Source organism: Oxalicibacterium sp. (genome assembly GCF_057353965.1).
In genome coordinates this window covers 118571-144417 of sequence record NZ_JBMQZD010000007.1, presented here as the reverse complement: position 1 = coordinate 144417, position 25847 = coordinate 118571, and the positions used below count along the sequence as shown (strand labels likewise).

General features: G+C 60.2%; 28 protein-coding genes. 18 read left to right on the top strand and 10 right to left on the bottom strand.

Translation table 11 applies throughout. The features are described 5' to 3' along the window. The first annotated feature begins 29 nt into the window (after positions 1-29). The 13 genes from ACO1VH_RS12450 to ACO1VH_RS12390 all read left to right on the top strand — a co-directional run bounded on the left by ACO1VH_RS12450 (position 30) and on the right by ACO1VH_RS12390 (position 13089). The gene (locus tag ACO1VH_RS12450; protein WP_486244798.1) at positions 30-2204 is read left to right on the top strand and encodes a TonB-dependent siderophore receptor; all 2175 of its coding nucleotides are present in this window, start codon (positions 30-32) and stop codon (positions 2202-2204) included. Between the two features lie 22 nt (positions 2205-2226). Further along, on the top strand, positions 2227-2847 hold the full coding sequence (pnuC, locus tag ACO1VH_RS12445) for a nicotinamide riboside transporter PnuC (RefSeq protein ID WP_486244797.1): 621 nt from the start codon (positions 2227-2229) through the stop codon (positions 2845-2847). Beyond that, on the top strand, positions 2844-3371 hold the full coding sequence (locus ACO1VH_RS12440) for an AAA family ATPase (protein ID WP_486244796.1): 528 nt from the start codon (positions 2844-2846) through the stop codon (positions 3369-3371). Before pnuC ends, ACO1VH_RS12440 begins: the two co-directional genes overlap by 4 nt. A 389-nt stretch (positions 3372-3760) precedes the next feature. Further along, positions 3761-3919 carry a hypothetical protein gene (locus tag ACO1VH_RS12435; RefSeq protein WP_486244795.1) on the top strand — a complete coding sequence of 53 codons (159 nt, stop codon included), beginning with the start codon at positions 3761-3763 and terminating at the stop codon, positions 3917-3919. Between the two features lie 68 nt (positions 3920-3987). Continuing rightward, positions 3988-4359, top strand: a complete 372-nt coding sequence (locus ACO1VH_RS12430; RefSeq protein WP_486244794.1) for a response regulator — start codon at positions 3988-3990, stop codon at positions 4357-4359. A gap of 129 nt (positions 4360-4488) precedes the next feature. Beyond that, positions 4489-5217: a CerR family C-terminal domain-containing protein gene (locus ACO1VH_RS12425; RefSeq protein ID WP_486244793.1), complete on the top strand. Its 729-nt coding sequence runs from the start codon at positions 4489-4491 to the stop codon at positions 5215-5217. Beyond that, a complete protein-coding gene (locus ACO1VH_RS12420) occupies positions 5214-6695 on the top strand; it encodes an efflux transporter outer membrane subunit (protein ID WP_486244792.1) in 1482 nt (493 codons plus the stop codon). The genes ACO1VH_RS12425 and ACO1VH_RS12420 overlap by 4 nt, the downstream gene beginning before the upstream one ends. Before the next feature lie 11 nt (positions 6696-6706). After that, on the top strand, positions 6707-7870 hold the full coding sequence (locus ACO1VH_RS12415) for an efflux RND transporter periplasmic adaptor subunit (RefSeq protein ID WP_486244791.1): 1164 nt from the start codon (positions 6707-6709) through the stop codon (positions 7868-7870). Continuing rightward, positions 7867-10995: an efflux RND transporter permease subunit gene (locus ACO1VH_RS12410; RefSeq protein WP_486244790.1), complete on the top strand. Its 3129-nt coding sequence runs from the start codon at positions 7867-7869 to the stop codon at positions 10993-10995. Before ACO1VH_RS12415 ends, ACO1VH_RS12410 begins: the two co-directional genes overlap by 4 nt. A gap of 27 nt (positions 10996-11022) precedes the next feature. Continuing rightward, positions 11023-11388 carry a glutaredoxin domain-containing protein gene (locus ACO1VH_RS12405; protein WP_486244789.1) on the top strand — a complete coding sequence of 122 codons (366 nt, stop codon included), beginning with the start codon at positions 11023-11025 and terminating at the stop codon, positions 11386-11388. Positions 11389-11396: 8 nt separating this feature from the next. Next, entirely contained in the window at positions 11397-12131 is a 735-nt protein-coding gene (locus ACO1VH_RS12400; protein ID WP_486244788.1) for a PIG-L deacetylase family protein, read from the top strand. Between the two features lie 18 nt (positions 12132-12149). Continuing rightward, the gene (locus ACO1VH_RS12395; RefSeq protein WP_486244787.1) at positions 12150-12380 is read left to right on the top strand and encodes a hypothetical protein; all 231 of its coding nucleotides are present in this window, start codon (positions 12150-12152) and stop codon (positions 12378-12380) included. 124 nt (positions 12381-12504) lie between these two features. Continuing rightward, the gene (locus tag ACO1VH_RS12390; RefSeq protein WP_486244786.1) at positions 12505-13089 is read left to right on the top strand and encodes a nucleotidyltransferase family protein; all 585 of its coding nucleotides are present in this window, start codon (positions 12505-12507) and stop codon (positions 13087-13089) included. Positions 13090-13152: 63 nt separating this feature from the next. Here ACO1VH_RS12390 and ACO1VH_RS12385 read toward each other — a convergent pair whose 3' ends face one another. The 5 genes from ACO1VH_RS12385 to ACO1VH_RS12365 all read right to left on the bottom strand — a co-directional run bounded on the left by ACO1VH_RS12385 (position 13153) and on the right by ACO1VH_RS12365 (position 17592). Continuing rightward, positions 13153-14856, bottom strand: coding sequence for a phosphoethanolamine transferase (locus tag ACO1VH_RS12385; RefSeq protein WP_486244785.1), 1704 nt, complete (start codon positions 14854-14856; stop codon positions 13153-13155). A gap of 146 nt (positions 14857-15002) precedes the next feature. After that, positions 15003-16247 (bottom strand): sensor histidine kinase, encoded by a 1245-nt coding sequence (locus ACO1VH_RS12380; RefSeq protein WP_486244784.1) that lies wholly within the window; start codon positions 16245-16247, stop codon positions 15003-15005. Beyond that, positions 16244-16933, bottom strand: coding sequence for a response regulator transcription factor (locus ACO1VH_RS12375; RefSeq protein ID WP_486244783.1), 690 nt, complete (start codon positions 16931-16933; stop codon positions 16244-16246). Before ACO1VH_RS12375 ends, ACO1VH_RS12380 begins: the two co-directional genes overlap by 4 nt. Positions 16934-16957: 24 nt before the next feature. Beyond that, positions 16958-17149 carry a DUF1653 domain-containing protein gene (locus tag ACO1VH_RS12370; protein WP_486244782.1) on the bottom strand — a complete coding sequence of 64 codons (192 nt, stop codon included), beginning with the start codon at positions 17147-17149 and terminating at the stop codon, positions 16958-16960. Positions 17150-17352: 203 nt separating this feature from the next. Further along, positions 17353-17592: a DUF6139 family protein gene (locus ACO1VH_RS12365; RefSeq protein WP_486244781.1), complete on the bottom strand. Its 240-nt coding sequence runs from the start codon at positions 17590-17592 to the stop codon at positions 17353-17355. Between the two features lie 153 nt (positions 17593-17745). Between ACO1VH_RS12365 and ACO1VH_RS12360 the strand changes: the two genes are divergently transcribed. Continuing rightward, positions 17746-18126 (top strand): hypothetical protein, encoded by a 381-nt coding sequence (locus ACO1VH_RS12360; RefSeq protein ID WP_486244780.1) that lies wholly within the window; start codon positions 17746-17748, stop codon positions 18124-18126. Here the strand turns inward: ACO1VH_RS12360 and ACO1VH_RS12355 are convergent. From ACO1VH_RS12355 to ACO1VH_RS12340, 4 genes are all read right to left on the bottom strand, one after another. Further along, positions 18109-18903: a ParA family protein gene (locus tag ACO1VH_RS12355; RefSeq protein WP_486244779.1), complete on the bottom strand. Its 795-nt coding sequence runs from the start codon at positions 18901-18903 to the stop codon at positions 18109-18111. The genes ACO1VH_RS12360 and ACO1VH_RS12355 overlap by 18 nt on opposite strands. A 66-nt stretch (positions 18904-18969) precedes the next feature. Further along, positions 18970-20496 (bottom strand): PepSY domain-containing protein, encoded by a 1527-nt coding sequence (locus tag ACO1VH_RS12350; protein ID WP_486244778.1) that lies wholly within the window; start codon positions 20494-20496, stop codon positions 18970-18972. 2 nt (positions 20497-20498) lie between these two features. Continuing rightward, positions 20499-22646 (bottom strand): TonB-dependent receptor, encoded by a 2148-nt coding sequence (locus tag ACO1VH_RS12345; RefSeq protein WP_486244777.1) that lies wholly within the window; start codon positions 22644-22646, stop codon positions 20499-20501. Positions 22647-22757: 111 nt separating this feature from the next. Further along, positions 22758-23150: a DUF2946 domain-containing protein gene (locus ACO1VH_RS12340; protein WP_486244776.1), complete on the bottom strand. Its 393-nt coding sequence runs from the start codon at positions 23148-23150 to the stop codon at positions 22758-22760. 130 nt (positions 23151-23280) lie between these two features. Between ACO1VH_RS12340 and ACO1VH_RS12335 the strand changes: the two genes are divergently transcribed. From ACO1VH_RS12335 to ACO1VH_RS12320, 4 genes are all read left to right on the top strand, one after another. Next, positions 23281-23958 (top strand): DUF2238 domain-containing protein, encoded by a 678-nt coding sequence (locus ACO1VH_RS12335; protein WP_486244775.1) that lies wholly within the window; start codon positions 23281-23283, stop codon positions 23956-23958. An 80-nt stretch (positions 23959-24038) separates the two neighbouring features. Further along, positions 24039-24461: a VOC family protein gene (locus tag ACO1VH_RS12330; protein ID WP_486244774.1), complete on the top strand. Its 423-nt coding sequence runs from the start codon at positions 24039-24041 to the stop codon at positions 24459-24461. Between the two features lie 46 nt (positions 24462-24507). After that, entirely contained in the window at positions 24508-24960 is a 453-nt protein-coding gene (locus ACO1VH_RS12325) for a thioesterase domain-containing protein (RefSeq protein WP_486244773.1), read from the top strand. Positions 24961-25062: 102 nt separating this feature from the next. Next, positions 25063-25401 (top strand): DUF3144 domain-containing protein, encoded by a 339-nt coding sequence (locus tag ACO1VH_RS12320; protein WP_486244772.1) that lies wholly within the window; start codon positions 25063-25065, stop codon positions 25399-25401. Between the two features lie 129 nt (positions 25402-25530). Here the strand turns inward: ACO1VH_RS12320 and ACO1VH_RS12315 are convergent, their stop codons facing one another. Beyond that, entirely contained in the window at positions 25531-25833 is a 303-nt protein-coding gene (locus tag ACO1VH_RS12315) for an antibiotic biosynthesis monooxygenase family protein (RefSeq protein ID WP_486244771.1), read from the bottom strand. Positions 25834-25847: the final 14 nt, after the last annotated feature.

The window sequence follows — 25847 nt, the reverse complement described above, 5'->3', positions numbered from 1 at the left end:
CTTCCTGCGTATGCATTTTCCGCAACGCGATGAGATTGACCGACATGTCCCGCTTCAACACTTCCCTGATCGCCGCCGCGATCGCCCAGGCCTGCGCGTTTGCGCCGGCATTTGCCCAGACTGCGCAGAACAATGACGCGCCCGAGAACGTGCTGCCCGCCGTGACCGTGACCGCCGCGCCAGATGACGGCGGCAAGGCCAAAACCGCCAGCGTCGGCGGCTTCGGCGAAACGCCGCTGCTGGAAACCCCCGCTTCCGTCACCGTCATCACGCAGCAGCAGATGCAGGACCGCAATATTCGTTCGACGACGGCGGCGGTCGAAACCGATGCCAGCGTCAACGATGCCTACAACGCGGTCGGCTACGCCGAACAATTCTCGATCCGCGGCTTCACGCTGGAAAACGAAACCAGCTTCCGCAAGGACGGCCTGTCGTTCTCCGGCGCGTCGTCCGTGCCGCTGGAAAACAAGGAGCGCATCGAAATCCTGAAGGGTTTGTCCGGCCTGCAGGCTGGCGTGGCGACGCCGGGCGGCATCATCAACTACGTCACCAAGCGTCCGACCGAAACGCCGGTGCGCACGCTGACGACCGAATTCAGCGAACGCGGCACCGCCTACGGCGCGATCGACCTCGGCGGCATGTCGGAAGACAGGCGTTTCGGCTATCGCATCAATGCAGCGACCGAAACGATCAATTCCTACGTGAAGGGCGCGGACGGCAATCGCAACTTCGTTTCCGGCGCATTCGACTGGCATCTGACCGATCGTGCGCTGCTGCAGCTGGATATGGATTATCAGCACAAGTCGCAGATTACGGCGCCGGGGTATCAGCTGCTTGGCGGCACCAATGTGCCATCGCACGTCGATCCGAAGCGACTACTCGGAGATGAGCCATGGGTCACGCCGGTAACGGACGACACCAGTAATGTCGGATTACGTTTCAAGTACAACATCGATAACAACTGGCATGTGACGCTGGGTGCGAATCGCTATGAGTTGAAGCGAGACGATCATTCGGCGTTTCCATATGGATGTAGTGCGGGAGCGCTATGGCCAGGATACTGCTCGAATGGTGATTACGATGTGTACGACTATCGCAGCGATAATCAACGATATCGGATCTTCAGCACGCAGGCTTTGTTGCAAGGTAAAGTGCAAACCGGTGGAATCGCACATGACCTGACTTTTGGTATCGACACGATGCGCCGTCGCGATTCATTCGGCGAAGAAGTGTATGACTTCGTTGGCACTAGCAACATCTACGATCCGCGATTGATCCCTTCTCGCAGCCCGAATGAAAGTGGCCCGGTGTCATTGCGTCGCAAAGACGACGAACATTCGTTCTTAGTGCAAGACATCCTGACGCTGTCACAACGCGTCAAGCTGCATGCTGGTCTGCGTTATACGGAACTGAAGCGCGAACAATTCGATGCAGCTGGCGCGCAAACGTCTGATTATGACCGCAGCTATCTATTGCCAAATATCGCGCTGGTGGTGACGCCGCGGCTAGGTATGTCGATCTACGGCGCTTATTCGCAGGGATTGCAGCATGGTGGTATTGCGCCGGAGGGCACAAGCAATGAGGATCAGATGCTGAATCCGAATAAGTCTCATCAGATCGAGATCGGCTTCAAGCAGGATTTGAACAATACGCTGAGTTTTACTGCATCGTTGTTCCAGATCAAGGCGCCGTTGGAATACGTTGATTATCGTAATTCTGCTGGAGGAGAATTTGTCCAGAATGGCGATGCAGTTCACCGCGGTATCGAACTCGGCCTCACTGGCCGCGTCACGCGTCAGTTGCTGGCCGGTGTCAGTTTAACCGCGTTGGATGCCGAGCAGCAGAATACCGGCGATCCAGCTCTAGACGACAAACGCAACGTCAATGTGCCGAAACTGAAAACGGTCGCTTTCTTTGACTATGCGGTTGCTGAAGTTCCAGGCCTGAACCTGAATACGACCGTCACCTACGCCGGCAGCAAAGCTTTCGATACGCAGAACCAGACCATCGTCGGTGGTTACAGTATCGTCGATGCCGGCGCACGTTACGCGACGCGTATCGGCAATACGCCGATCCGCTTCAACCTTACCGTGTACAACGTGTTCGACAAGTTCTACTGGCGCGATGTGACGCAGGATCTGGGTGGCTATCTGTTCCCCGGTGCGCCGCGTACGGTCAAGCTGAGCGCACAGTTCGATTTCTGATCGCTACGGACACATCGATTCCATGAACAGCCCGCTCATCCTTTTCGGCTTCATCCACACCTCGTATTTCGAGATCGTCTCGTTCGGCCTCGCCATCACGATGGTGGTGCTGAACATCCGCCAGTCGCCTTGGGCGTGGCTGTTCTCGATCTCGGCTTCCGCGTTGTATTCGGTCGTCTTTTTCGAGGCGAAGCTGTATGGCGACATGTGCCTGTCGTTCTTTTTCATCACCGTCTCGCTGTGGGGCTGGTACCAGTGGCTGTTCGGCGGTCGTGCGCATCATGGCATTGCCGTCTCGGTGCTGACACGGCGCGGCATCGCATGGACATTGGCGGCATGGATGGTCGCATGGCTGGCGATCTATCTGCTGCTGTCGCGCTTTACCGATAGCGACGTGCCGCGCATCGACGCCTTCCTGACAGGCGGCAGCCTGGTCGGTCAGTTCCTGTTGTCGCGCAAGAAGCTGGAGAATTGGCACATGTGGATCGTCATCGACACGATCTTCATCGGCCTGTACATCCACAAGCACCTGTATCTGACGGCGCTGTTGTATGCATTGTTCGTCGTGCTGGCGACCTTCGGTCTGCTCGCTTGGAAAAAGGCGCTGGCCGAGCAGACTGCAGAAGAAGCCGCTCCGGCATGATGGGTGTTCGTCGCGTCGCCATTCTGGGTGCCGAGTCCACCGGCAAGTCGACGCTGGCCGAGGCATTGGCTGCGCATTACGGCACGGTCTGGGTGCCGGAGTATCTGCGTGAGTTCGTCGAAACGCACGGACGCACGCCGCGTGCGGATGAACAGTTCCACATCGCCACCACGCAGGTCGCGCGAGAGGATGCGGCCCTGGCGCGGCTACAGCAAGGCCTGCTATTCTGCGACACGACGCCGTTGATGACGGCTATCTACAGCTATCACTATTTCACCGCGCCCGATGCGAAACTGGCCGCGCTCGCAGCCAGCCGTCGTTACGATTGCACGCTGGTTGCCGCGCCGAGCAATCCGTGGATCGGCGACGGCCTGATGCGTGATGGCGACGCAGTGCGGCAAGCCGTGCATCGGTTGTTGATCGCTGCATTGCAGGATGCCGGCACTTCTTATCTGCTGGTCGAAGGTGACGTCGCGCAGCGCGTGCAGCAGGCGAGCCGATATTTGTCGCAGGCCTGCCGATAGTCGTCGATATTCGAGCGCAAAAACCGCTACCGGCCGTTCTTCGTATTGCCGGAACTTTCTTCCTGCTCTTCCTGATCCTTGTCGTGCCGCAGTGAATAGCGCCGCGTTTCCTATCCGATAAGTACGTGCCGATATGCGATTCGTCGTATTCGAAGCGGGATTGCGGACGAAACGTCCAGGACGTGGCAACAAGAACAACTGTGTGAATGATGAGGCAACGGAGGTGGGAATTTTCCTACAAACGGTCGCGCGGAAGTCCTATAGGGGGCGATCTAGCGTTTCGTTACATTACCAGCCTGCAAGTCGTTTTTAACAAAAATTAACAATGCGCCGTGACGGCACATGCTGTCGTCACATTGTTCGGACCGAGACCGATTCGGGAGCACACGATGACTTATCTATTCAAGCTGATTTCAATGTTGGGCGTGGTAGGCGGAATCGCCTGGTTTGCGATGACGCCGGACTTTGCTGCCGTGCTGCTTGGTATTCTGTCGCTGGCCGTTTTCATGATGACTTTCCTGCCGGTGTTGCCGGACGAGACGGCCTGACCCGCAACTACGCAAACACGCCCATTCCGCCCGGGAGGCAGCGGTCGTTTCAAAAAACAAGCGAAACGATGAAACAGGAAACAGGCAAAAAGAGCAGGCGCCTGCAGGTGCTGCTGGTGGAGGACAACGTCGATGCATTGGACGGTCTGGTCGAAATGACCGGCCTGCTGGGACATGAGGCGCACGGCTGCACGTCCGCCGAAAACGCGCTGGTCATGCTGCAGAACCGGTCGTTCGATCTGATGATCACAGATATCGGCTTGCCGGGGATTTCCGGGCTGGAGCTGGCACGCCAGGTGCGCGCGTTGAAGCCGCTGGAAGTTACCATCGCCAGCGGCTATGCGCGCGACGACGACGTGCCGCCGGACGTCGGCTGGCTGATGAAGCCGTTCGGCATCGATGAATATGCGGCATTGCTGGAGCGGGTCGCCAGCCCTTGAGCCACGTCCGAGCGTCGCTGCGATAGCCTTTTCAGTTTGCTGCCTTTTACCTTCCTTGCGGCAATAAATAAATTGAAACAAGCGATTTAATTCAATCAATCGTTTGATTTATATGTTCTAATGGCGGTCATGTGTGCTGCCAGAAAATCTCCCGTACCCCGTTCGCTGCCTGTTGCCGAATCCATCGGCACGTCCGGCAGCGCCCGCCATCGCGCCGACGGCGCAGAAGCGCGCAACCGCCTGTTGCACGCGGCCCTGCACTTGTTTGCGGAGAAGGGCTTCAGCAAGACATCCACGCGCGACATTGCGCAGGCCGCCGGCGTCAATCTCGCGGCGATCAAGTACTACTTCGGTGACAAGGCCGGCCTGTACCGCGCCGTCTACACCGAACCCATCAACGGACTGTGCCAGCCGCAAGCGCCGACGATGCGCGCCGATCTGCCGCTGCGCGAAGCGCTGACGATCTTCTTCGGCGATTTCGTTGCGCCGCTGAAGCAGAACGAACTGCTGCAACTATGCATCCGCCTGCATTACCGGGAAATGCTGGAGCCGACCGGCCTGTGGCAGGAAGAGATCGACAGGGAAATCAAGCCTTCGCATGCGGCATTGGTCGGTGTGCTTGTGCATCACATGGGCTTGAAGAAACCGGATGACGATATCCATCGGCTGGCGTTTTCCATCGTCGGCATGGTGCTGCAGATGTTCATCACGCGCGACGTCGTCGATGCGATTCGCCCATCGCTGATGGGATCACATGCGGCCGTCGATCTGTGGATAGAACGGTTGATCGACTACGCGGAAGCGATGGTGCAGGCCGATGCACGCCGCCGGAAAAATGCAGCGAGGGCGAAATCATGAAGACGCTTCGCCTTGCCTGCGGCATCGGCGTGCCGCTGCTGTTGTCGGCATGTGCGCTGACACCGCCGCCGTCCGGCGTCGAAGCTGCGACGCCGTCGCAATGGAATGCGCCGACGCCCGATGCGACCGAGACAGCCGATGCAGGAAACGCCGCCGCGCTGCCGCATCACGGCACGCTGACCGATCTGTCGCAATGGTGGCAGCAACAGAACGATCCCTTGCTGGTGGAATTGATCGATGCCGCGCAGGCCGTCAGTCCGACGGTGGCCGACGCCGTTTCGCGCATCGCCCAATCGCGCGCGACCAGCGTATCGGCCGATGCGGCGCTGCTGCCGAAGCTGGACGGTACGATCACATCCAGCCGTACCAACATGCAGCCGCCGCTGCCGCTGTCGACGATCACGCAGGCGGAATTGCAGCCGTCATGGGAAGCCGATCTGTTCGGCGGCAATCGCGATACCAGCCGTGCCGCACTGGCGCGACTGCGCGGTGCGCAGGCCAACTGGCACGATGCGCGCGTCTCGGTAGCGGCTGAAGTGGCAAACCGCTATTACAGTTTGCGCACCTGCGACAAGCTGGTGACGGTCACGCAGCAGGATGCCGATTCGCGCGAGGAAACGGCGCGCCTGTCCGACCTGAGCGCGAAAGCGGGATTCCAGGCGCCGGCCTCGGCCGCACTGGCGCGCGCGAGTGCAGCCGAGGCGCGTGGCCGTCTGACGCAGCAGCGCGCCGCCTGCGACCTGGACGTGAAGGCGCTGGTGCAACTGACCGCAATGGACGAGACGGTGCTGCGCAAGAAGATGACGACATCGACGCCGCCGCCGACACAGCCGATCACGATCGACAGTTTGCCGGCGCGCTTGCTGCTGCAACGCCCGGATGTATTCATTGCGGAACAGGAAGTGGCCGCTGCCAGCGCCGAAGTCGGCAATGCGCAGGCGGCACGTTATCCACGCCTGACATTGAGCGGCTCGATCGGCGCAGCGCGCTATCACTCCGCTGGCGTCACGACCAATCTGCAGACCTGGTCGATCGGTCCGATCACGCTGTCGCTGCCGCTGTTCGATGGCGGCGCGCGTGCGGCCAACGTCGACGCTGCCGAAGCGCGTTACGACTCGGCGGTCAGCGCCTATCGCGGCACCGTGCGTCAGGCCGTGCGCGAAGTGGAGGAGGCGCTGGTCAATCTGCAGAGCACGTCGTCGCGCAGTGAAGACGCGCGTGCCGCTGTCGAAGGCTACCGTGCCGCCTATGAAGGCGCGGAAAGCCTGTATCGCAACGGCATGGCAAATCTGCTCGATCTGGAGGACTCGCGCCGCCTGCGGCTTGCCTCCGAACTGAATGCCGTGACGCTGGAACGCGAACGCATGGAAGCATGGATCGCGCTGTACCGTGCTGCTGGCGGCGGCTGGCGCAACCCCGATGTCGAACGCACCGCTTCCGCCACGGCTATTCGACCAACCTCGTCCGATTCCGAATGAAGAACGCTTTCATGAAACGTGTGAACAAGAAAACCGCCATCATCGGCGTTGGCGTACTGGCGATACTCGCCGTCGTGCTGGCGCTGCTCTTCAGATCCGAAGAGAACGACAAACAGGCCGAAGCGCCCAGGCCGGCATTGACCGTCACCACCGCCAAGCCGTCGCAGGAAAACCTGCCGATTCGCCTGCATGCCAACGGCACCGTGTTCGCCTGGCAGGAAGCGATCATCGGCAGCGAATCGAACGGCTTGCAACTGACCGACGTGCGCGTCAACGTCGGCGACAAGGTGCGGCGCGGCCAAGTGCTGGCGACTTTCTCCACCGCGACTACGCAGGCCGATGTGCTGCAGGCGCGCGCGGCGCTGCTGGAAGCCCAAGCCAATGCGGCCGATGCACGCAACAACGCCGAGCGTGCGCGCACCTTGCAGAGCACAGGTGCACTGAGCACGCAGCAGATCAATCAATACCTGACGACCGAACAGACGGCGAAAGCCAAGGCTGAAGCGGCGAAAGCGACACTGCAGGCACAGGAAGTGCGGTTGTCGCAGACGCGTGTGCTGGCGCCGGATGACGGCGTGATCTCCGCGCGCAGTGCCACCGTCGGCGCGGTCGTCGGTGCCGGTACCGAGCTGTTCCGCATGATTCGTCAGGGGCGGCTCGAATGGCGCGCCGAAGTGACGGCCGAAGAACTCGGCAAGCTGGCGCCCGGAACGATGGCCACGATCGTCGCGGCCAACGGCACCGAAACGACGGGCAAGGTGCGCATGATCGCGCCGACCGTCGATACGCAGAACCGCGTGGCGCTGGTCTATGTCGATCTGCAGCAACCGGAAACGAAAGCGGCTGCGCCGGTGAAGGCGGGCATGTTTGCCAGCGGCTACTTCGCGCTCGGCACGTCGAACGCGATCACGGTGCCGCAGCAATGCGTGGTCGTGCGTGACGGCTTCAGCTATGTGTTCGGGCTGAATGCGGATCATCGCGTCACGCAACTGAAGATCCAGCCGGGCCGCCGCCTTGACGATCGCATCGAGGTCGTCAGCGGCATCGCGCCGGATGCGGTGCTGGTCGCCAGCGGTGCTGGCTTCCTGAACGATGGCGATTTCGTCCATGTCGTGCAGCAGACACCTGCCGCGGCAACTGCTTCGCCGGTCGCGCCGGCACAGGAGAAAAAGTGAACTTCTCCGCGCTCTCGATCCGGAATCCGATTCCGGCCATCGTGTTGTTCTTCCTGGTCGGCCTCGCCGGTCTGATGGCGTTCAAGATGAACGCCGTACAGGATTTTCCCGATATCGAACTGCCGATCGTCACGGTGACGGCCAATCTGCCCGGTACCGCACCGGCGCAATTGGAAACCGAGGTTGCACGCAAGCTGGAAGATTCCATCGCCACGCTGCAGGGTATCAAGAACATGTACACGCGCGTGCTCGACGGCGTGGTGGTGATTACGATCGAATTCGTTCTTGAAAAAAATCTGTCGGATGCCGTCAACGAAACGCGTGATGCCGTCTCGCTGGTGCGTGCCGACCTGCCGGCCGATCTGCGCGATCCGGCGGTGACCAAGATTTCCACAGCGGGACGTGTCGTGATGACATTTACCGCATCGGCTGCGCCGGGCAGCCATCTCGATGAACAGGAGTTGAGCTGGTTCGTCGACAACGTCGTCGCCAAGCGGCTGCTCAGCGTGCCGGGCGTCGGCTCGGTCAAGCGCGTCGGCGGCGTCGACCGCGAAGTGCGCATCGAACTGGACAACGCAAAGATGGCGGCGCTCGGCGTTTCCGCCATCGACGTGTCGCGGCAGTTGCGGCTGGTGCAGCAGGAAGCGCCGGGCGGGCGCGGCGACGTCAGCGGTGCCGAACAGGCAGTGCGCACGATCGCCACCGTGCAGACGGCGGCCGATCTGGCGCGCATGGACATCCCGCTGACCGATGGACGTCACGTGCGGCTCGATCAGGTCGCCACCGTTTCCGACACCATTGCCGAGCGCCGTGCGACGGCCACGCAGGACGGCCGGACCGTCGTCGGCTTCGAGATCTTCCGCACCAAGGGGGCCAGCGAAGTGACGGTCGCCGAAGGTGCGCGCGAAGCTGTGGACGAATTGCAGACAGCGCATGCGAATATCGTCTTCAAGCAGGCGATCGACAACGCGCAGCCAGTCGAGGAAAACTTCGACGGTTCGATGGAGCTGCTGTACGAGGGCGCGATTCTCGCGGTGCTGGTGGTCTGGTGGTTCCTGCGCAACTGGCGCGCCACACTCGTTGCCGCTGCTGCGCTGCCGCTGTCGGTGATTCCGACCTTCCTCGGCCTGTACTGGTTCGGCTACACGCTGAATACGGTGACGTTGCTGTCGCTGGCGCTGGTGGTCGGTGTGCTGGTCGACGATGCCATCGTCGAGATCGAAAACATCGAACGCCATCTCGGCATGGGCAAGACGCCGATGCAGGCCGCACTGGAAGCAGCCGACGAGATCGGCATGGCGGTGATCGCCACCACGTTCGCGCTGGTGTCGGTGTTCCTGCCGACCGCTTTCATGGCCGGCATTCCGGGGCTGTTCTTCAAGCAGTTCGGCTGGGCTGCGGTGTTGGCGATTCTGGCGTCACTGGTCGTCGCGCGGCTGCTGACGCCGATGATGGCCGCCTATCTGCTGAAGCCGAGCGCGAAACATGAGACCGAAGACGGCTGGCTGATGTGCAAGTATCTGGAAACGATGCGCTGGTGCGTGCGACACCGGCTGACGACGGCAATCGCGGCTGGCGTGTTCTTCCTCTGCTCCATCATGCTGACGTCGTTGCTGCCGACCGGGTTCGTGCCGCCGGCTGATCGTGCGCAGACGCAGATCACGATCGAACTGCCGCCGGGTAGCACGCTGGCGGAAACCACTGCAGTTGCGGAGCGCGTGCGGCAGGCCATCTCGGCCGACAAGAACATCATCAGCGTCTTCAGTTCCATCGGCGGCGGCTCCAGCGGCGATGCATTTTCTCCGGGCGCGGCGGCCGAGGTACGGCGCGCAGTGCTGACGATCACGACCACGCATCGCAGCGATCGTCATGCAACGATGTCGGATATCGACAGCCGCATCCGCGCCAACATCGCCGATATTCCCGGCGCGCGTTTCACCGTCGGTCCGCCGGATACTGGCGTCAAGATGCAACTGGTGCTACGCAGCGACGATCCGGTTGCGCTGTCGGATGCGGCGAAAAAGGTCGAGCGTGAACTGCGTACGCTGCGCGGCATCGGCAACGTCACCTCAAGCGCATCGCTGGTGCGCCCTGAAATCGTGGTGCGGCCGGATGCGGCGCGCGCCGCCGATCTGGGTGTGACGGCGGCCAGTATCGGCGAGACGGTGCGTGTGGCGACGTCCGGCGATTACGAACAGAATCTGCCCAAGCTGAATCTGTCCGAACGCCAGGTGCCGATTCTGGTCAAACTGCCGGATGGGGTGCGCGCCGACCTGTCGGCCATCGAGCGGCTGACGGTGCCGGGACGCAACGGTCCGGTGATGCTGGGCACGGTCGCATCGGTGACGATGGAAAGCGGGCCGGCGCAGATCGACCGTCTGAACCGCAGCCGCAACGTCACATTGGACGTCGAACTGGGATCGCGTTCGCTGGGCGAGTTGAATACCGAAGCGCGCGCGCTGCCATCGATGCGCAACCTGCCGCCGTCGGTGAAGATTGCCGAACTGGGCGATGCGCAAGAGATGCTGCTGCTGTTCCAGAGCTTCGGCCTGGCGATGCTGATCGGCGTGCTGTGCATCTACAGCGTGCTGGTACTGCTGTTCAGGGATTTCATGCAGCCGATCACGATTCTGGCGGCGCTGCCGCTGTCGATCGGCGGTGCCTTCGTCGCACTGCTGATTACGCACAGCGCCTTGTCGATGCCGTCGATGATCGGTCTGATCATGCTGATGGGCATCGTGACGAAGAACTCGATCCTGCTGGTCGATTACGCGATTCTGGCACGCGAGCGCGGCATGAATCGTTTCGATGCACTGGTCGATGCCTGCCACAAGCGCAGCCGGCCTATCATCATGACGACGATCGCGATGGGCGCCGGCATGCTGCCGCTGGCATTGGGTCTGGGCGCCGATCCGAGCTTCCGTTCACCGATGGCGATCACGGTGATCGGCGGCCTGATCACGTCGACGCTGCTGAGCCTGCTGGTGGTGCCGGCGGTGTTCACCTATATCGACGATCTGGAACAGTGGTTGAAAAAGACGCTGCGCCGGATGCGCGGCCAGGATGATGGTGGAGAGCGCCAGCAGCCGGCCGCTTTGCTGCCCGCCAAGCCGGAAGAAACCTGAGCGAAATACTTGAACAAGGAAGAACGTATGAACCGTCCCTTGCTGTCGCCCGAAAAAATCAGTCCGCCATTGCTAGACACCATGGCCGCCTATCATCGCCAGACGATAGACGAGGTCGCCGCTGCCATCGCGGCGCACCGCATTGTCGTCGTCGGCATGGCTCAGAATCCCTTTGTGAAAAAGACACGCCACGCGCTGGAACAGGCGGGCGCGGATTTCCGTTATCTGGAATACGGCAGCTATCTGTCGATGTGGAAGCCGAGGCTGGCGATCAAGATGTGGAGCGGCTGGCCGACCTTTCCACAGGTATTCGTCGATGGGGCGCTGATCGGCGGCCATGCTGAAACTGTCGCGGCGATTGCTGCCGATCGTATACCGCTGCGCCAGGGATAAGGATGGACATGACCGTCGATTTCCCTCAAGCTCCGCGCCCGTTGAATCTGCAGGTCTTGTCGCTGCCGGGACCATTGACGATTGCCGTACTGGCGCCGCATCCGGACGACTTCGATGCCGTCGCCATCGCGTTGCGGCATTTCCATCTGCGCGGCGATGTCATCCATCTGGCCGTGCTGACGACCGGTGCCAGCGGTGTCGAGAACGGTTATGCCGGTGCGACGACGGACGAACAGAAGGCGGCGCTGCGCGAAGGCGAGCAGACCGCCAGCTGCGCCTTCTTCGGCCTGCCGCTGGACCGGCTGACTTTCCTGCGTCTGCCGCCGGACGACAAGGGAAACCCGCGACTGGACGACGACAACCACGCACGCATACGTGACTATCTGGCCGCGCGCCGTCCCGATCTGGTCTTCATGCCACATGGCAATGACAGTAACGTGACGCATCAGCGTACCTATGCCCTGTTCCGTACCGTGATGCTGGCTGAGAAGTGGTCGGCGTGGGCTTTCCTGAACAAAGACGCAAAAACGGTTACGATGCGCACCGACCTCTACATGCCGTTCGACGACGAGGCGGCGGCGTGGAAGGCGGAACTGCTGCGTCTGCATGGCTCGCAGCATCAGCGCAATCTGAATACGCGCGGCAAGGGATTCGACGAACGGGTGCTGGGCCTTAACCGGCAGGATGGCTCGCCGTATCGGGCACCCCATGCTGAAATTTTCGAACTGGAAAAGTTCGGCTGAAGGAAGAAAGAGAATCACATGGTTTGCGATCACAGAAAAGTACTGGAACTGGCCAAGGCCGGCGATTGGGAAGAGGCGCACAAGATGGTGCAGGTGCATGGCGATGAATTGTCCTGCCAGATCCACGGCTATCTGCACCGGATCGAAGGCGATCTTGGCAATGCGCGCTACTGGTACAGCCGCGGCAACAGCACGCTGCCGGGCAATACGTTGGACGAGGAGTTCGCGCGGCTGGTTGCACGTCTATAGCTTTACCGGCATAGATGGCAATTTGACGATTGCGGTAACATGAGCGGCTATAACGGCTTGCCATTGTCTGGACGAAGGTGCTGAGCCAAGTCTTTCGTCCCTATTATTCTTACAAGATCGCGTTTTGAATTCACCGCATTCGCAACATATCGTCGGCATTCTCCTCGCCGCCGGCCGGGGCCTCCGCTTCGATCCGGACGGTACAAAAAACAAGTTGCTGCAATACACGCCCGGAGGCGAGAAGGTGGTGGTAGCTGCTGCCAAGACGATGCTGGCCGTTTTCCCGGAAGTGGTTGCAGTCGTGCGCAAGGAGGATGTGGTCGCCGCATCGCTGCGCGCACTCGGTTGTACCGTGTCCGTTTGCGATGACGCCGATCGCGGCATGGGGGTATCGCTGGCATGCGCGTTGCGGCAGGCGTCCGATGCGACGGGCTGGGTGATCGGATTGGGCGACATGCCTTACGTGCAGCCTGCCACCGTAGCGGCATTGCGCGACGTCTTGATGCGCGGTTCGGACGTGGCAGTACCGGTGCGTAGCGGCCGGCGCGGTAATCCGGTCGGTTTCGGCAGCAGATTGCTGCCCGAGCTGTTGCAGGTCGAAGGCGACCAAGGTGCGCGGGCGCTTCTGCATGCCCATCCATGGACGGCGGTGGAAGTCGACGACGCCGGCATTCACCAGGACATCGACAGTCCCGCCGATCTGGAATAAGGCACGGCATAACGCACGATCAACGCAGAATCAGCGTATGACGCGGATCGCGCAACGGGTTTGTCAGACCGCACTGCCGGCGCGGCACGCGGCGGTCAGATCCAGCGATTTGTCGTAGTACTTCGACTTGATCTGCAACATGCCCAGGATTGTGTGAAACAGATTGTCCTGGCTGACCGCATCGTTCGCATGTTTCTCCAGGCAGTTCTGGCTGACGTTGAAACTGTGCGCAAAGCCTTGCGACATCCACATCACCATCGGCACGTGCGTCTGCTCTTTTGGCGCGATCGAGTACGGCATGCCGTGCAGGAAGATGCCGCGCTCTCCTAACGATTCACCGTGATCCGACAGGTAAAGCATGGCCGTATCGTAGTTTTTCTGCGTCTTCAGATAGGCGATTGTCTTCGCCAGAAAATGATCGGTATACAGCACGCCGTTGTCGTAGGTATTGACGATCTGTTGCTGCGTGCACTGGCTGAGGTCGGCCGTATCGCAGGTCGGCGTGAATTTGCGCATTGCCGACGGATAACGACGATAGTAGGCGGGACCGTGATTGCCTAGCTGGTGCAGCACGACGAACAGATTGCCTTCCTTGGTCCGGTGGATTTCGTCGTTCATGCCTTCCAGCATAATTTCATCGAGGCAGCGCTCCCCGTCGCATAGCGTCGCATCCTTGTGGCTGTCGAAGAATTGCTGGCCGAGGCCGTCGCAGACGCCCTTGCAGCCGGACTGGTTGTCGCGCCAGACGGTATTGATACCGACGTGATTGATGATGTGCAGCAGCGATTCGTGGCGGCGGATGGCCTTTTCATCGTAGTTGCGGCGACCGTAGATCGAGAACATGCACGGGACCGAAACTTCGGTATTGGTGCCGCACGACGTGACATGCGGGAAATTCAGTACGCCGAGATTGCTCAGTTCGGGCGTCGTCTGGCGCGCGTAGCCGTTCATGCCCCAGTTGTCGCCGCGCGTCGTCTCACCGACGACGAGGACGAACAGCATCGGCCGGCTGCGCGAGGCCCAGCCTGCTCCCAGTCGCGCATCTTCGCTGATCGGAATTTTCGGGCCGGCGGTTTCGGTATCTGCCGTTACCACGCGCACCAGCGACACCAGATAATTGCTCGGCGTGATCAGATAGCGCATTTCCTTCTGGTTGCGCATCAACGACGAGAAATCCTGGAAGACCAGCAGAATGGCGCCGATTGCCAGCAGCAATGCACCGACAATCGACAGCAGCCGTACCGTGAATGCGCGCCGCCATGGCGTGCGGCGCAGCTGCAGGCGCCAGACCAGAATCGACGGCAGTACGCCGAACACCAGCATGTGCAGGCAGAAGTTTAGCGAGAACAATTCGCCCGCTTCCTTGACGTCGGTACGTAATACATTCCTCACCATGTCGCTGTTGAAGAAGACCGTGTACTTGTTCATGTAATACGTGGCGGCCGCCGTTGTCATCAGCAGCACGACCAGGACGAGTTTGGCGCTCCAGCGATTCAGAACGATCATCAATGCAGCGCTCTGAAAGGCAGTGATGGCGATGAAGATCGCGGTGGCGAACAGCCAGCTTCCGGGCTGCGCCCAATTCCGATGTGCGGTAGCGGCCGAGAAGAACAAGCTGTTCGACGTCAGCGAAAAGAACAGGCTGACGAGCAGGGCCAGTTGTTCGATGCCAAGGGCGGGCAGGCGGTCTAGCAGGCGGGCAACGGCGCGGCTGCTGAACGCGGTGTCGGCAGAGCCGACGGCAGGATTGGTTTTCAAGGCGAACACCGGCTTCTTAATGAGAAGCCGGTACGCTATCGAGCGCGCCGTTAAGCGGCTGTTAAGGTGGCTATAAAGTGGTTGCCCGGGCTGCCGTCAGGGCGGATCGGGCGTTTTTGCGTTGCCGGACAGGCAAGGCTGTCGCCAATGCAGAATCAGACCAGCGGCGGGAAGGTCAGTACGAAGCGGCTGCCGCCGGTATCCGGCACTTCATGCCGGATTTGCCAGCCGAGGTGATCAACCACGCGCTTGACGATCGCCAGGCCGAGCCCGGAACCGACATGTTGCGCATCGTGTCCGCGCACGAAGCGTTCAAACAATCGTGCGCGGACATTTTCCGGCAGGCCAGGGCCGTCGTCTTCGATGGTCAGTTGATGGGCCGTCAGATGAATGACGACGTTTCCATCTTCGGTGTACTGGCACGCATTGCGTACCAGATTGCCGATGGCGATGCCGGCCAGTTCCGCGCGTGTTCGTACCCAGACTTCGTCGGAGCCGCCGTGTAGTTGCAGTTTCAGCGGTTTGTCGCTGAACAACTGACGGTAACGTTCGATCTCGCGTTCGACCAGATGCGTCAATGAAACCGGCACACTGCCGAGTACGGCTGGGGATTGCGACATCAGCAGCAGCGCACCGACGCGTTCCGATGCTTCTTCTGCGACGCGCCGTATCCGTTCGGCCACCGCGCGGTTCTCCGGTGATTGCGAGAGACGTACTTCCAGCAGTTCGGCAGCACCCAGCATGATGGTCAGCGGCGTGCGCAGTTCATGGCTGACGTCGCCGGTAAACAGTTTCTCGTCTGCGAGAAAGTGCTGCAACTGTTCGGTACGCGCGGCAAAGGCACGCGCCAGCGTGCCGATCTCGTTGCGCAGTTCCAGCGCAGGCAATCTGGATGGCGGATCGTCGCGTTCGACGGCCTTTGCCAGCGCGATCAGCGGCGAGACGATGCGGTGTGCGGTAAAGAGACCCAGTGCGAGCGCCAGCACCAGGCTGACGATGAAGCCGATGCCGAGTGCTGTGAAAATGACTTTCTCGGTAATGGCGAAATCGCTGGTGTCGTCGATCACGGCAAAGGTATCGTCGCCGATCTTGCGGATGCAGACTGTGTATTCGCGATTGCCGATATGTTTTTCATGCACGCCGGGTCGCAGATGGCGGAAGCGCTCGGGGATTTCGTCGTTGACGTAGAAATTGTCCTCGACCGTCGACAGCAGCTCGTGGCGATGATACTGGTCGATCAACTGTGTGGTGACCTTTTCCAGCCGCTCGTCGACCAGCTGCTTTTCCGAAGCTTCGATTGCCATGCGGCCGGTGATCGAGAAAAACACGCACAGCAGGAAGGTGAACAGCACGAAAGCGCCAATCAGGCGACGGCCGACGGAATGATTACGCTTTTTCATTGCTGCTGATCCTCGCTATCCACCAGTCGGTAGCCGCTGCCGGGTAGCGTGCGCAGCATGGGCGTGACGAAGGGGCGATCCAGCGCCTGGCGCAGTGCGTGGATGTGCGTGCGCAGCGCATCGCTATCGGGCGGGTTGTCGCCCCAGATTTCGCGCAGCAGCACGTCGCGCGGCATGATTGCCGGTGCGCGGCGCATCAAGGCTTCCAGCAGTTTGTAGCCGGTCGGCGTCAGCGTCAGCTTGCGGCCGGCACGCGTTACCTCGCCGCAGCTGAGGTCGTAGCGCAGTTCGCCGAATTCGAGAATATGTTCGACATTTTCGTTACGAGCACGCCGCACCAGCGCCTTCAGGCGCGCTTCCAGTTCCACCAGCGAAAACGGCTTGACCAGATAGTCGTCGGCACCGACCTCGAAGCCGACCAGCTTGTCCTTGACCGTGTCGCGCGCGGTCAGCATCAGGATGGGCGTGGCAATGCGGCGCTCGCGGCGCAGCTTACGGCATACTTCGACGCCATCCAGCCCCGGCAGCTCGAGATCGAGCACGATGATGTCGTACGGCGAGGCGGCAGCGAGTTCGACTGCCGATGTGCCGGTGGTCGCCACGTCCAGCGTATGGCCGAGCGGTTCGAGAAAGCCGTACAGGTTGGCGACGATATCGGGATTGTCTTCGATGATGAGGACGTACACGGCAGTTCCGCGAAGTGATGAGCGTTATTCGATCGGTGTGAAACGTTGCACGGTGCGCCCTTCGTGCGTGATCTTTTCGAAGAAGACCTTTTCGGGACGTGTCCAGAACGAACCGTCGGCGGCGGTATAGACGATCATCACCGTCTCCGGATCGGATTCGAGCTTGGCGGCGCAGACGAAATCGTAGATGCCGCCTTTATAGTGTCTGAATTGCATGGCAGGTCGAGGTGGAAGCGGCGGCGGGGTGCGCACCGTATGCGATCGTCATTGTATGCGAGCGGCGTGTCCGTGGCATGCGACGATGCAATCAGACATACGACCCTGCTGCGATGGCTGCAGGGCCGTACATTCTTGAACGTCTCGAAAAGTTGTGTACCGGTGCGGTTTGCCGTCAGGTATCGCCGGCAACTGGCTGCCGCTCACGCCTTGTCGATCTGTTTGATGCTGGTGATGGCGTAGCCTTTTGCCGCGATCTGCTCGAACGGCGCATCGATCGCATAACCGTCCAGATGTTTTGCGCCGTCATCCACATCCATGCCGCGATCGATCAATTCCCAGTCCGTGTTGATGACTTCTCCGGGAATCACTTTTCCTTCGGGGACGGCGAGATAGGAAAAATGTCCGGCGTGTTCCGCCCTTCTGTAGATATCGACGCGCATGGCAATTCCTTCGCAAAAGGATGTGGAGGAAATTTTGTGACCGCGCCCCCGAATAAAGGTTGCGTTGCAGTCGTACTCCATCTGTATTTTGGACGCGAACCGTTCACGTATGGGAAAGTTCGGCAAAAATGGCCGTTAGAAGGATTTCGCTAAGTGAAACGGCCGGTTTTGCTGAAAGAAGCGGCTTTTTTCCAACAAAATGCCAGATTTTCTGTTGCAAACATTACGTTATGGCAAGCAAATTGCCATGAACATGGTAGGCTGGCCCTTCGTTGCATCGAGCGGGTGCAAGCCGAAGGCTCCGATAAAAGGGGAGGAAACGTCATGTTGAAATATGATTTTTCGGTCAAGACGCGTGAAGGCCAGCGCCTTGAGAGCATTGTGATTGGCGGTCGCGATCGCGAGGAAGCCGAACGCAAGCTGCGTCAGATGTATCGGCACTGCGAAGTGCTGCGATGCGATATCAAGGGAAGCGTGCAGCGTCCCGGCCTAGCCCATTCGGTCGACGATATCCTGTCACTGATCTCGCGCTGACACTGCGGAACGGATGAAGCCATCCGCCAGCAATTCGTCCAATAGTGTGTCGTAATCCTGCGCTCCCCGACTGCTGGGTGCATGTTCGAAGATCGTTTTGTTGAATGCCGGGCTCTCCGCCAGGCTGACATTCTCCGCGATGCGCGAGCGACATACCTCCGCGCCGAATTTTTCCTCCAGCACCTTCAATACATCCCATGCCATGCCGCGGCGGCCGTCGAAACGCGTCAATAGATAGCGTCGATTGACACGGCGTTTCAATACGGGCTCCAGCGCATTCAAGGTTTTTTCGATCTGCATTGCACCCTTGGCGGAAAGATGATCGGCCGACACCGGTACGATGATGCAGTCGCAGGCGAAGATCGCATTCAGCGACAGCACGCCGACCAGCGGACAGCAGTCGATCATCACCGGGCTTGCGGCATCACCGAATTTTTCGGCACGTAGCGTGGCATTGAGCTTGTTGACCACGTCGTAACCCTTGCCGAACAGTGTGTCGATCTTCGATAGTTCGAGATGGGCGGGAATGATGTCGATGCCGTTCGTCGGCGACGTGCGCACCAGTTCGCGCAACGGGCGATTGTGCTGGAACAGGCTCAGGATGGTGTCGTCGCCGGCGCTGACAGGTACGCCGGCAATGGCGCTCAGGTGAGCTTGCGGGTCGAGATCGATACCGACCGGGCGGCAGCCGCGTCGCGCCAGCGCGGCGGCGATGTTCAATGCGGTTGTCGTCTTGCCGACGCCGCCTTTCTGGTTGAACACGGTAACGATCGTCATGACATTTCCGGATGGCGCAGTTTCGCGATAGTAACATTGCCTGTGCGCAGCAGCCGTGGCAGCGAATCAGAATGTGCGCTTTGTTTTCCCGATGGTTTTTCCGATATACCAGAGCCGCAATCGGCGCCAGCCGATGACGGTGCCTGTAACGCACATCGCCAGACCGCCCAGGCTGAGCAGGATCAATGCGGCATCGCGCCACAGCTTCGCATCCAACATCGGCGGCAGATCCCAACTGTGCAGGAAATTGAACAACCAGCGCCCGGTGCGTTGCGCGCGATCCAGACTCAGCGCAACGTCGCCGGTCTGGGGATCGAGATAGGCGACGGTTGCGTGCGGATCGTCGAAATGCACGCGCCATACCGGCAGTCTTCGTTCGGCGGCGCCCATCATGGCTTCCGGCTGGCGCGCGTAGTAATAATCGTCATAGCGGGTGAGCAGATGATGCGATCGTATCGACGCGGGTAACAGTCGCGCGGCTGCATGCATCAGCGTATCGCCGCTCCACTGCGTGCGAACGGTATAGCCGTTTTCGTCATGCACGATTAGGCGAGTGTTGCCAGCAGCATTGCGTGCGAGCAGGTACGGCTGTCCGTCGAGGATGCGCCAGCTTATCTCCACTGGCTGAAAGCCTGCGCGCTTCAGCAGTGCAATGGCTTGCGGCGCTTCCAGCGGCAGCCGTTCCGATATGGCATCGCCGCCGCGCCATGCGGCGAGATCGGGTTTCTGTCCGCGTGCATCGAATACGCCGAGCGGATTCATCGACATCAGGCCGCTGAATATCCACGTGAAGATGATGGCCGCGAACAGCAGACCGAGCAGATGATGCCAGTGCAGCCAGGATTCGCGATAAGGCGAATGGCTGCCGGATTTGTAGTGGCCGCTGAAACGCCAGCGCCAGATGCCGACAATCGTGCCGCTGATCGCCGTAACGGTGCCGATGGCCGACAGCACGATGACGATCCAGCTCCATCCCGGATCGACAGGACGATCGCGGAAATAGTAGAGCCAGTGCAACCAGGCGCCGACATAATTCCATGTACGCTGCGCCAGCGGCGCATCCAGCACGACTTCACCGGTGGTGGAGGATAAATACAGGCGCGTATGGTCGGGGTCGTCCATCTGCACGATGTGCAGCGGCCGGTGTGGATCGAGTCCGCGGCCGTGCGTCCAGCGATCCTCATCGATGGTGCCGGCATCATGTGCATTCGCCCGCGGCAGAAAAGCATGCGCTGCCGCCAGCACGTGCGGTGTGTCGATGTCGATTTCCCGGCCGGTGATGGCGTCGATAGCGATGAGGCGCCCATCGTGCAATTGCAGTCGATAGATAATCCGGTTGCCAATGGACGTCAGTGCCGCCCGCTTTACGGGCGATTGTGCCGCGGTCATTGCTTGTTGCAGCGGGATACAGCAACTTTCCGTTTGCAATGGCGGCAGCACATGCAGCCGTTCCCATGGCGTCAGCTTCGGATAACCGATGAACAGCATTACGATGCCGCTGACGAACCATAGCGCCATCAGGATGCATGCCGCCACACCCATCCAGCGATGGATCAGATAGAGCAGGCGGCGTGCGCGGGTTGCGACGGACATGATCAGAAGCGATGCTGCAGCGTCAGTTCGAAACGCCGGTCGGCGCCGACCAGCCATTGCGTGCTGTTGTAGTACGCCGTGGTGGTGTAGCGCTTGTCGAACACGTTGAAGCCGTGCAGCGTGAGCGTGGTATCGGATGCCACATCCCAGCGCAAGGCCATGTCCGCCGTTGTGTACGAAGGCAGCTTCAAGGTATTGGCGTTATCGGCATAACGCTTGCCGACATAGCGCAGGCCGGCGCTGGCCGTCCATTGCGGCTGGAATTTCCAGCTCAGCCAGACGTTGGCCAATCGCTCCGGCACATTGGTCGGTACGTTACCGTCGCGTGACGTTGCTACGCCGCCGACCGATTCCGTGAAATCGTCGAATTGCGCATGCAGGATCGAGGCATTGGCATCGAGTTGCCAGTTACGTGCGAATGCCAGCGACACCGTGCCTTCGAGGCCGCGCGACGATTGCTGGCCGACCTGTATCTTCTCGTTCGGATTGTCCGGATCGGCCGCCAGCAGATTGTTCTTGCGAATGCCATACAAGGCCAGCGTCCATTCTCCCTTGCCTTGTGCAAAAGCATTCTTCACGCCGACTTCCAGCTGCTTGCCGGTGGAAAGATCGAAGCGACTATTTTTCTGGGTGATCATCAGCAAGCCGCCGACGGGATCGGCCGCTTCCGAATATTGCGCGTAGAACGACAAATCCGGGCGTGGAGCGAATACGGTGCCGAGGCGCCAGCTGACGTTGGAATAGTTTTGGTCTAGTTGCTCGACGTCAGCCTTCAGATCGCGACGAGTGACATTCGCATGGTCGTAACGCAGGCCGGCGACGATCGACCATTTGTCGTTCAGCTCCAGCCGATCTTCACCGAAGACGGCATACGATTGCGCATTGTTTCGATAGACCGGAACGAAAGGATTGTCACTGATAAAAGAGCCGGGAATCGGATTGAGTGGATCGACGAATTCCGGATCGGGCGTCCCTTCATAGCCGTTGTTCGTATGCTTGAAAGTGCTGGCGCTGACGTTGAATCCGATGGATACCTGATTCTTCATGCCGAACAGGCTGCCACGGAAGGCCGCATCCGTTGTGTTGCCGACCTCCGACTGATCGTGACGAATATTTGTATCGCCGTAGCGCTGGATAAGGCCGCTGGCGGGAATGTAATCGTAGTACTCCGCATTGCGCCAGTAACGATGGCTGTCGATCTGGTACAGCTTGCTGCGCACCGTCACGTCCGCATTGGGTATCCACTGCGCAGCCAGTTCTGTGCGGCGGTCGGTGAAGTCGATGCGGCTGTCTTCGACGTTGTAGTTCTTGTCGCGCAGCGATGAGAGCTGTTTGCCGTCGACCAGCGGTGTGCCGAAATAACGCATCGGATGCTGGCGCCCCTCTGCATGGCTCAATTGCAGGCTGAATTCCGGCGACACGTCGAGGCGGATCGCGCCGGAAAAAGTCAGATCGCGCGAATCGCCGCGATCGACCCAACCGTCGCTGCGGTTGCCGCCGATGTCGAAACGGTAGGACAACTCGTCGTTGATGGCGCCGCCGCTGCCGAAGCCGAGGCGTTGCGTGTTTTCGGTGCCGATGGTGGCGGAAATCTCGTTCTGGATCGGCCCGCGCGTCGGCTTCTTCGGAACCACGTTGACCACGCCGCCGATGGCGCCGTTGCCGTAGATGACGGAAGCCGGGCCGCGCAATGCTTCGATGCGATCGACCGACCACGTATCGAACGGAAAGGTGATGCCGACGCCACCGAACTGGCGCGTGCCGTCATACAGCCGCGTGATCGAATTGGCATCGGTGAAGCCGCGCGAAGAAATCGAACTGTTGCCGTTGCCCGGATGCGTCATGCCGCTGAAACCGGCGGCGCGCGTGATGGCGTCGACGAGATTGGCGTCGCCGCGCTCTTCAAGCTGGGCACGATCGATGATCTCGACGCTTGCCGGCGTCTGCATCAATGTCATGTCCAGGTTCGAGCCGGTCGAGATGGGAGCTTGCAGCCCGCTGCTGCTGGAGGTGACGGAAATGGCTGGCAGTACCGGCGTGCCGTCGTCGGCGACGGCGGGTGGCGTGATTAGTGCGGCAAGCAGCACGCTGGGTGCGCAGCTTGCTGTTGCCCTGGCGAGATGGGCGATATGGGGAAAGCGTATGTTCATTGTTCTTCCTGACGGTGGAGAATGGCGCGGTGCGCCTGACGATGACCGTGGAAGCAAGGCTCGACGTCATGCCGGAACACCTTCAGGTGTTACCGGAAACGTCGGCTTTGCTCAGGAAAGAACGGGTGGTGCGCGAGGCTGCGCTGCTGTCCAGGCGAACAGCGGGTACGAAGCCTGATAGAAGAGAAGAGGGACGACGGAAGAACCGGCAACGACAGGCAGTACGAAATCGCCGGGCGGCATGCCGGCCGCGACTGCATGGTTCAGGCAGAACGGGCAGTGTTCGAAATGCATGCTCTTGTCGCCGGATGACGGTGGGGATGATTTGCTGCCGTCAACCTGCACTAGTTTTGCGCCTTCCACGGTACAGATTTCCATCCAGCCGTTCGGCGTGCCCTTGGCGGCCGCGACCGCATGCGAGATCGATGGTGCGAGCGATGCCAGCAGGATCGCGCAGAAGGCGATCCAGGCAGTCATCCGGTGCATCGATTTCGTCATGTTCATTACGAAGAACGTATCCTTGAACTTATCCTTTTTACGGGATGGAATCGTGGCGGTTGCGCAGCGTATTATAGGTGCGCCGTATCAAAAACAGAGAAGACATTTCCCGCCACCGGCCACAACAAGAGATTCCATGAACGACAACACTCCCGTTGCAGACGATCGCATGCGGCGCCGGCTCGGCATTGTCGCACTTGTGCTGATCGGCGCGCTGATCGTGTCCGGTATTCATCCGCGCGAGCGGATAACCTGGCTGATGGAAGTGCTGCCGGTCCTGATTGCCTTGCCGCTGCTGGCCTGCACGTATCGCCGTTTTCCATTGACCGGTCTGCTGTACGGCCTGATCTTCCTGCATGCGCTGATCCTGATCGGCGGCGGCACCTACACCTATGCTCACGTGCCGATCGGATTCTGGGTACAGGATATCTTCTCGCTGGCGCGAAATCCATACGACAAGCTGGGACATTTTGCCCAAGGCCTGGTGCCGGCCCTGCTGGCGAAGGAAGTACTGTGGCGCGGCGGCTACGTTGCGGCACCGGCCGGCGATGTCTGGCAACGCAAGATGCTGGCCTTCCTGTCGGTCTGCATCGCGATGGCGATCAGCGCCTGGTACGAGCTGATCGAATGGTGGGCGGCGTTGATCATGGGGCAGGGCGCGGACGAGTTTCTCGGCACGCAGGGCGACCAGTGGGATACGCAGTCGGACATGTTCATGGCCTTCATCGGCGCGACGGTTGCGGTGCTGCTGCTTGCGCGCTGGCACGACCGGCAGATCACGGTCATGCGACGGGCGGATGGCAGGAACCGCTGAAAGGCTTCGCGGTCTGTAAGGATGGCAGGTATTGCAACAGACGTTGCAACAGATCGTTTCCAGTTCCCAAGGAGAATCGCATGAGTCTTGCAAAGAGCGTCCGTTCCTCCATCATTCCTTGTCTGCGTTATCGCGATGCACCGGCCGCGATTGCATGGCTGTGCGGTGTGTTCGGTTTCGAAAAGCAGGCGATCTATGCCAATCCGGACGGCAGCGTCGCGCATGCGCAGCTGACGTTCGGCAACGGCATGATCATGATCGGTTCGGCCGGTGCGGAAAGCGAATGGGGAAAACATATCCGGCAGCCGGAGGAGCTCGGCGGCGTCGAGACGCAGGCGGCCTATGTCATCGTCGCCGATGCGGACGTCATTTATCAGCGCGCGAAAGAAGCCGGCGCCGAGATCGTCATCGATATCAAGTTCGAGGACTACGGCGGACGCGGATTCAGCTGCCGCGATTGCGAAGGACATCTGTGGAGTTTCGGCACCTACGATCCCTGGTAATGCGCAATAGGCGTATCCTGCGCATTTCCGCCGGACGGAGTCGCCCATGAATGAGCAGGCATTGCAGCAATATCTGTACGACCACATTCCGTTGTCGCGTGCGATGCAATTGCGTGTGCTGCAGGTGCAGGAAGAGGAAGTCGTCGTCGCCGCACCACTGGCGCCCAACATCAATCATCGCGAGACCGTCTTCGGCGGCAGCGCATCGGCGGTCGCCATCCTGGCTGCATGGTCGCTGCTGCATACGCGCCTGCAGCGTGCGGGAGTGATCAGCCGGCTCGTCATCCAGAGCAATACCATGCATTACGATTCGCCGATCGCCGGCGACTTTATTGCGCGTGCCAGACTTGCAGACGGCGAAGACTGGGCGCGTTTCGTGCGCATGCTGGAGCGGCGCGGCAAGGCGCGGATCGGGGTCGCATCGGTGCTGGAATATGACGGCCAGCCTGCCGGTCGCCTGCACGGCGAATTCGTTGCGCTGGCCGGCGCGACGGACTGAGCCGTGGCCGTTTTGCGCTATAGTGCTGCCAGCGCGCGCACGACAGGTATCGAACCGGACGTCAGGCGTCAGGCAATCACGAAAAGAGAATAGTTATTTGATATGAGCGACGAAGATTTCAAAGCAACGGAAGTAACCCGCAAACCGCCGAAGGAACCCGATGAGAACGACAAGTTCTGGGACATGGCGGACAGTTTCATCCAGGTGGCCAACGAGAACTGCAAGAATGCGACGCTGGGCCAGGTGTGCGCGTCGATGATGTATGCCAGCGCGCGTTTCGGCGCGTTTACCGCTTCCGTCGATGCGCCGACCGAAGAGACGTTCAAGAAACAGCTGGATGGCGCGGTCCAGTATTTCCGTACTGAATACGAAAAGATGTTGCGCAGCAATTTCCGTGAGTATGCGGACAATTTCCGCAGCTATCATCCGGAAAAGAAATAAGACGCAGGCAGCCAGGCGGCGTCCAGAAAAAAGCCTCGATCCGCAGATGCGATATCGAGGCTTTTTTATTCGGGAGGCGATGCCGGAATAATCCGGTCATCGGTTATCGGCCATGGGCGGCGCGATGACTCAGGCCGATTTTGCCAATTGCGTGAAATGCTCGACGACCGGCGGTGCGGCGAAGAACGGTCCGACGATGCCGCGCCATTCGGTGAAGGCAGGCGATTCGCGGAAATCGACGATGTGGTTTTCCAGCGTTTCCCAATAGATCTGGATCACGTAGCGTTCCGGCGTTTCGATGCATTTGTTGACGACGTAGCCTTTGTTGCCCTTGGCCTTGGCGATCACCTGTTCCAGGCCGCGCTGCACGGCGGCATCGAATTCGGCCTGCTTGCCGGGCTGGATGCGGATGTCGACGAGTTCGAGAATCATGTGGAATTCCTGTG

Bases quoted from the DNA above. Each gene is read 5' to 3' on its own strand.
- ACO1VH_RS12450 (WP_486244798.1), top strand. From the start codon at position 30: ATGAGATTGACCGACATGTCCCGCTTCAACACTTCCCTGATCGCCGCC.
- pnuC (WP_486244797.1), top strand. From the start codon at position 2,227: ATGAACAGCCCGCTCATCCTTTTCGGCTTCATCCACACCTCGTATTTC.
- ACO1VH_RS12440 (WP_486244796.1), top strand. From the start codon at position 2,844: ATGATGGGTGTTCGTCGCGTCGCCATTCTGGGTGCCGAGTCCACCGGC.
- ACO1VH_RS12435 (WP_486244795.1), top strand. From the start codon at position 3,761: ATGACTTATCTATTCAAGCTGATTTCAATGTTGGGCGTGGTAGGCGGA.
- ACO1VH_RS12430 (WP_486244794.1), top strand. From the start codon at position 3,988: ATGAAACAGGAAACAGGCAAAAAGAGCAGGCGCCTGCAGGTGCTGCTG.
- ACO1VH_RS12425 (WP_486244793.1), top strand. From the start codon at position 4,489: ATGTGTGCTGCCAGAAAATCTCCCGTACCCCGTTCGCTGCCTGTTGCC.
- ACO1VH_RS12420 (WP_486244792.1), top strand. From the start codon at position 5,214: ATGAAGACGCTTCGCCTTGCCTGCGGCATCGGCGTGCCGCTGCTGTTG.
- ACO1VH_RS12415 (WP_486244791.1), top strand. From the start codon at position 6,707: ATGAAACGTGTGAACAAGAAAACCGCCATCATCGGCGTTGGCGTACTG.
- ACO1VH_RS12405 (WP_486244789.1), top strand. From the start codon at position 11,023: ATGAACCGTCCCTTGCTGTCGCCCGAAAAAATCAGTCCGCCATTGCTA.
- ACO1VH_RS12400 (WP_486244788.1), top strand. From the start codon at position 11,397: ATGACCGTCGATTTCCCTCAAGCTCCGCGCCCGTTGAATCTGCAGGTC.
- ACO1VH_RS12395 (WP_486244787.1), top strand. From the start codon at position 12,150: ATGGTTTGCGATCACAGAAAAGTACTGGAACTGGCCAAGGCCGGCGAT.
- ACO1VH_RS12380 (WP_486244784.1), bottom strand. From the start codon at position 16,247: ATGAAAAAGCGTAATCATTCCGTCGGCCGTCGCCTGATTGGCGCTTTC.
- ACO1VH_RS12370 (WP_486244782.1), bottom strand. From the start codon at position 17,149: ATGCAATTCAGACACTATAAAGGCGGCATCTACGATTTCGTCTGCGCC.
- ACO1VH_RS12365 (WP_486244781.1), bottom strand. From the start codon at position 17,592: ATGCGCGTCGATATCTACAGAAGGGCGGAACACGCCGGACATTTTTCC.
- ACO1VH_RS12355 (WP_486244779.1), bottom strand. From the start codon at position 18,903: ATGACGATCGTTACCGTGTTCAACCAGAAAGGCGGCGTCGGCAAGACG.
- ACO1VH_RS12350 (WP_486244778.1), bottom strand. From the start codon at position 20,496: ATGTCCGTCGCAACCCGCGCACGCCGCCTGCTCTATCTGATCCATCGC.
- ACO1VH_RS12345 (WP_486244777.1), bottom strand. From the start codon at position 22,646: ATGAACATACGCTTTCCCCATATCGCCCATCTCGCCAGGGCAACAGCA.
- ACO1VH_RS12340 (WP_486244776.1), bottom strand. From the start codon at position 23,150: ATGAACATGACGAAATCGATGCACCGGATGACTGCCTGGATCGCCTTC.
- ACO1VH_RS12335 (WP_486244775.1), top strand. From the start codon at position 23,281: ATGAACGACAACACTCCCGTTGCAGACGATCGCATGCGGCGCCGGCTC.
- ACO1VH_RS12330 (WP_486244774.1), top strand. From the start codon at position 24,039: ATGAGTCTTGCAAAGAGCGTCCGTTCCTCCATCATTCCTTGTCTGCGT.
- ACO1VH_RS12325 (WP_486244773.1), top strand. From the start codon at position 24,508: ATGAATGAGCAGGCATTGCAGCAATATCTGTACGACCACATTCCGTTG.
- ACO1VH_RS12320 (WP_486244772.1), top strand. From the start codon at position 25,063: ATGAGCGACGAAGATTTCAAAGCAACGGAAGTAACCCGCAAACCGCCG.
- ACO1VH_RS12315 (WP_486244771.1), bottom strand. From the start codon at position 25,833: ATGATTCTCGAACTCGTCGACATCCGCATCCAGCCCGGCAAGCAGGCC.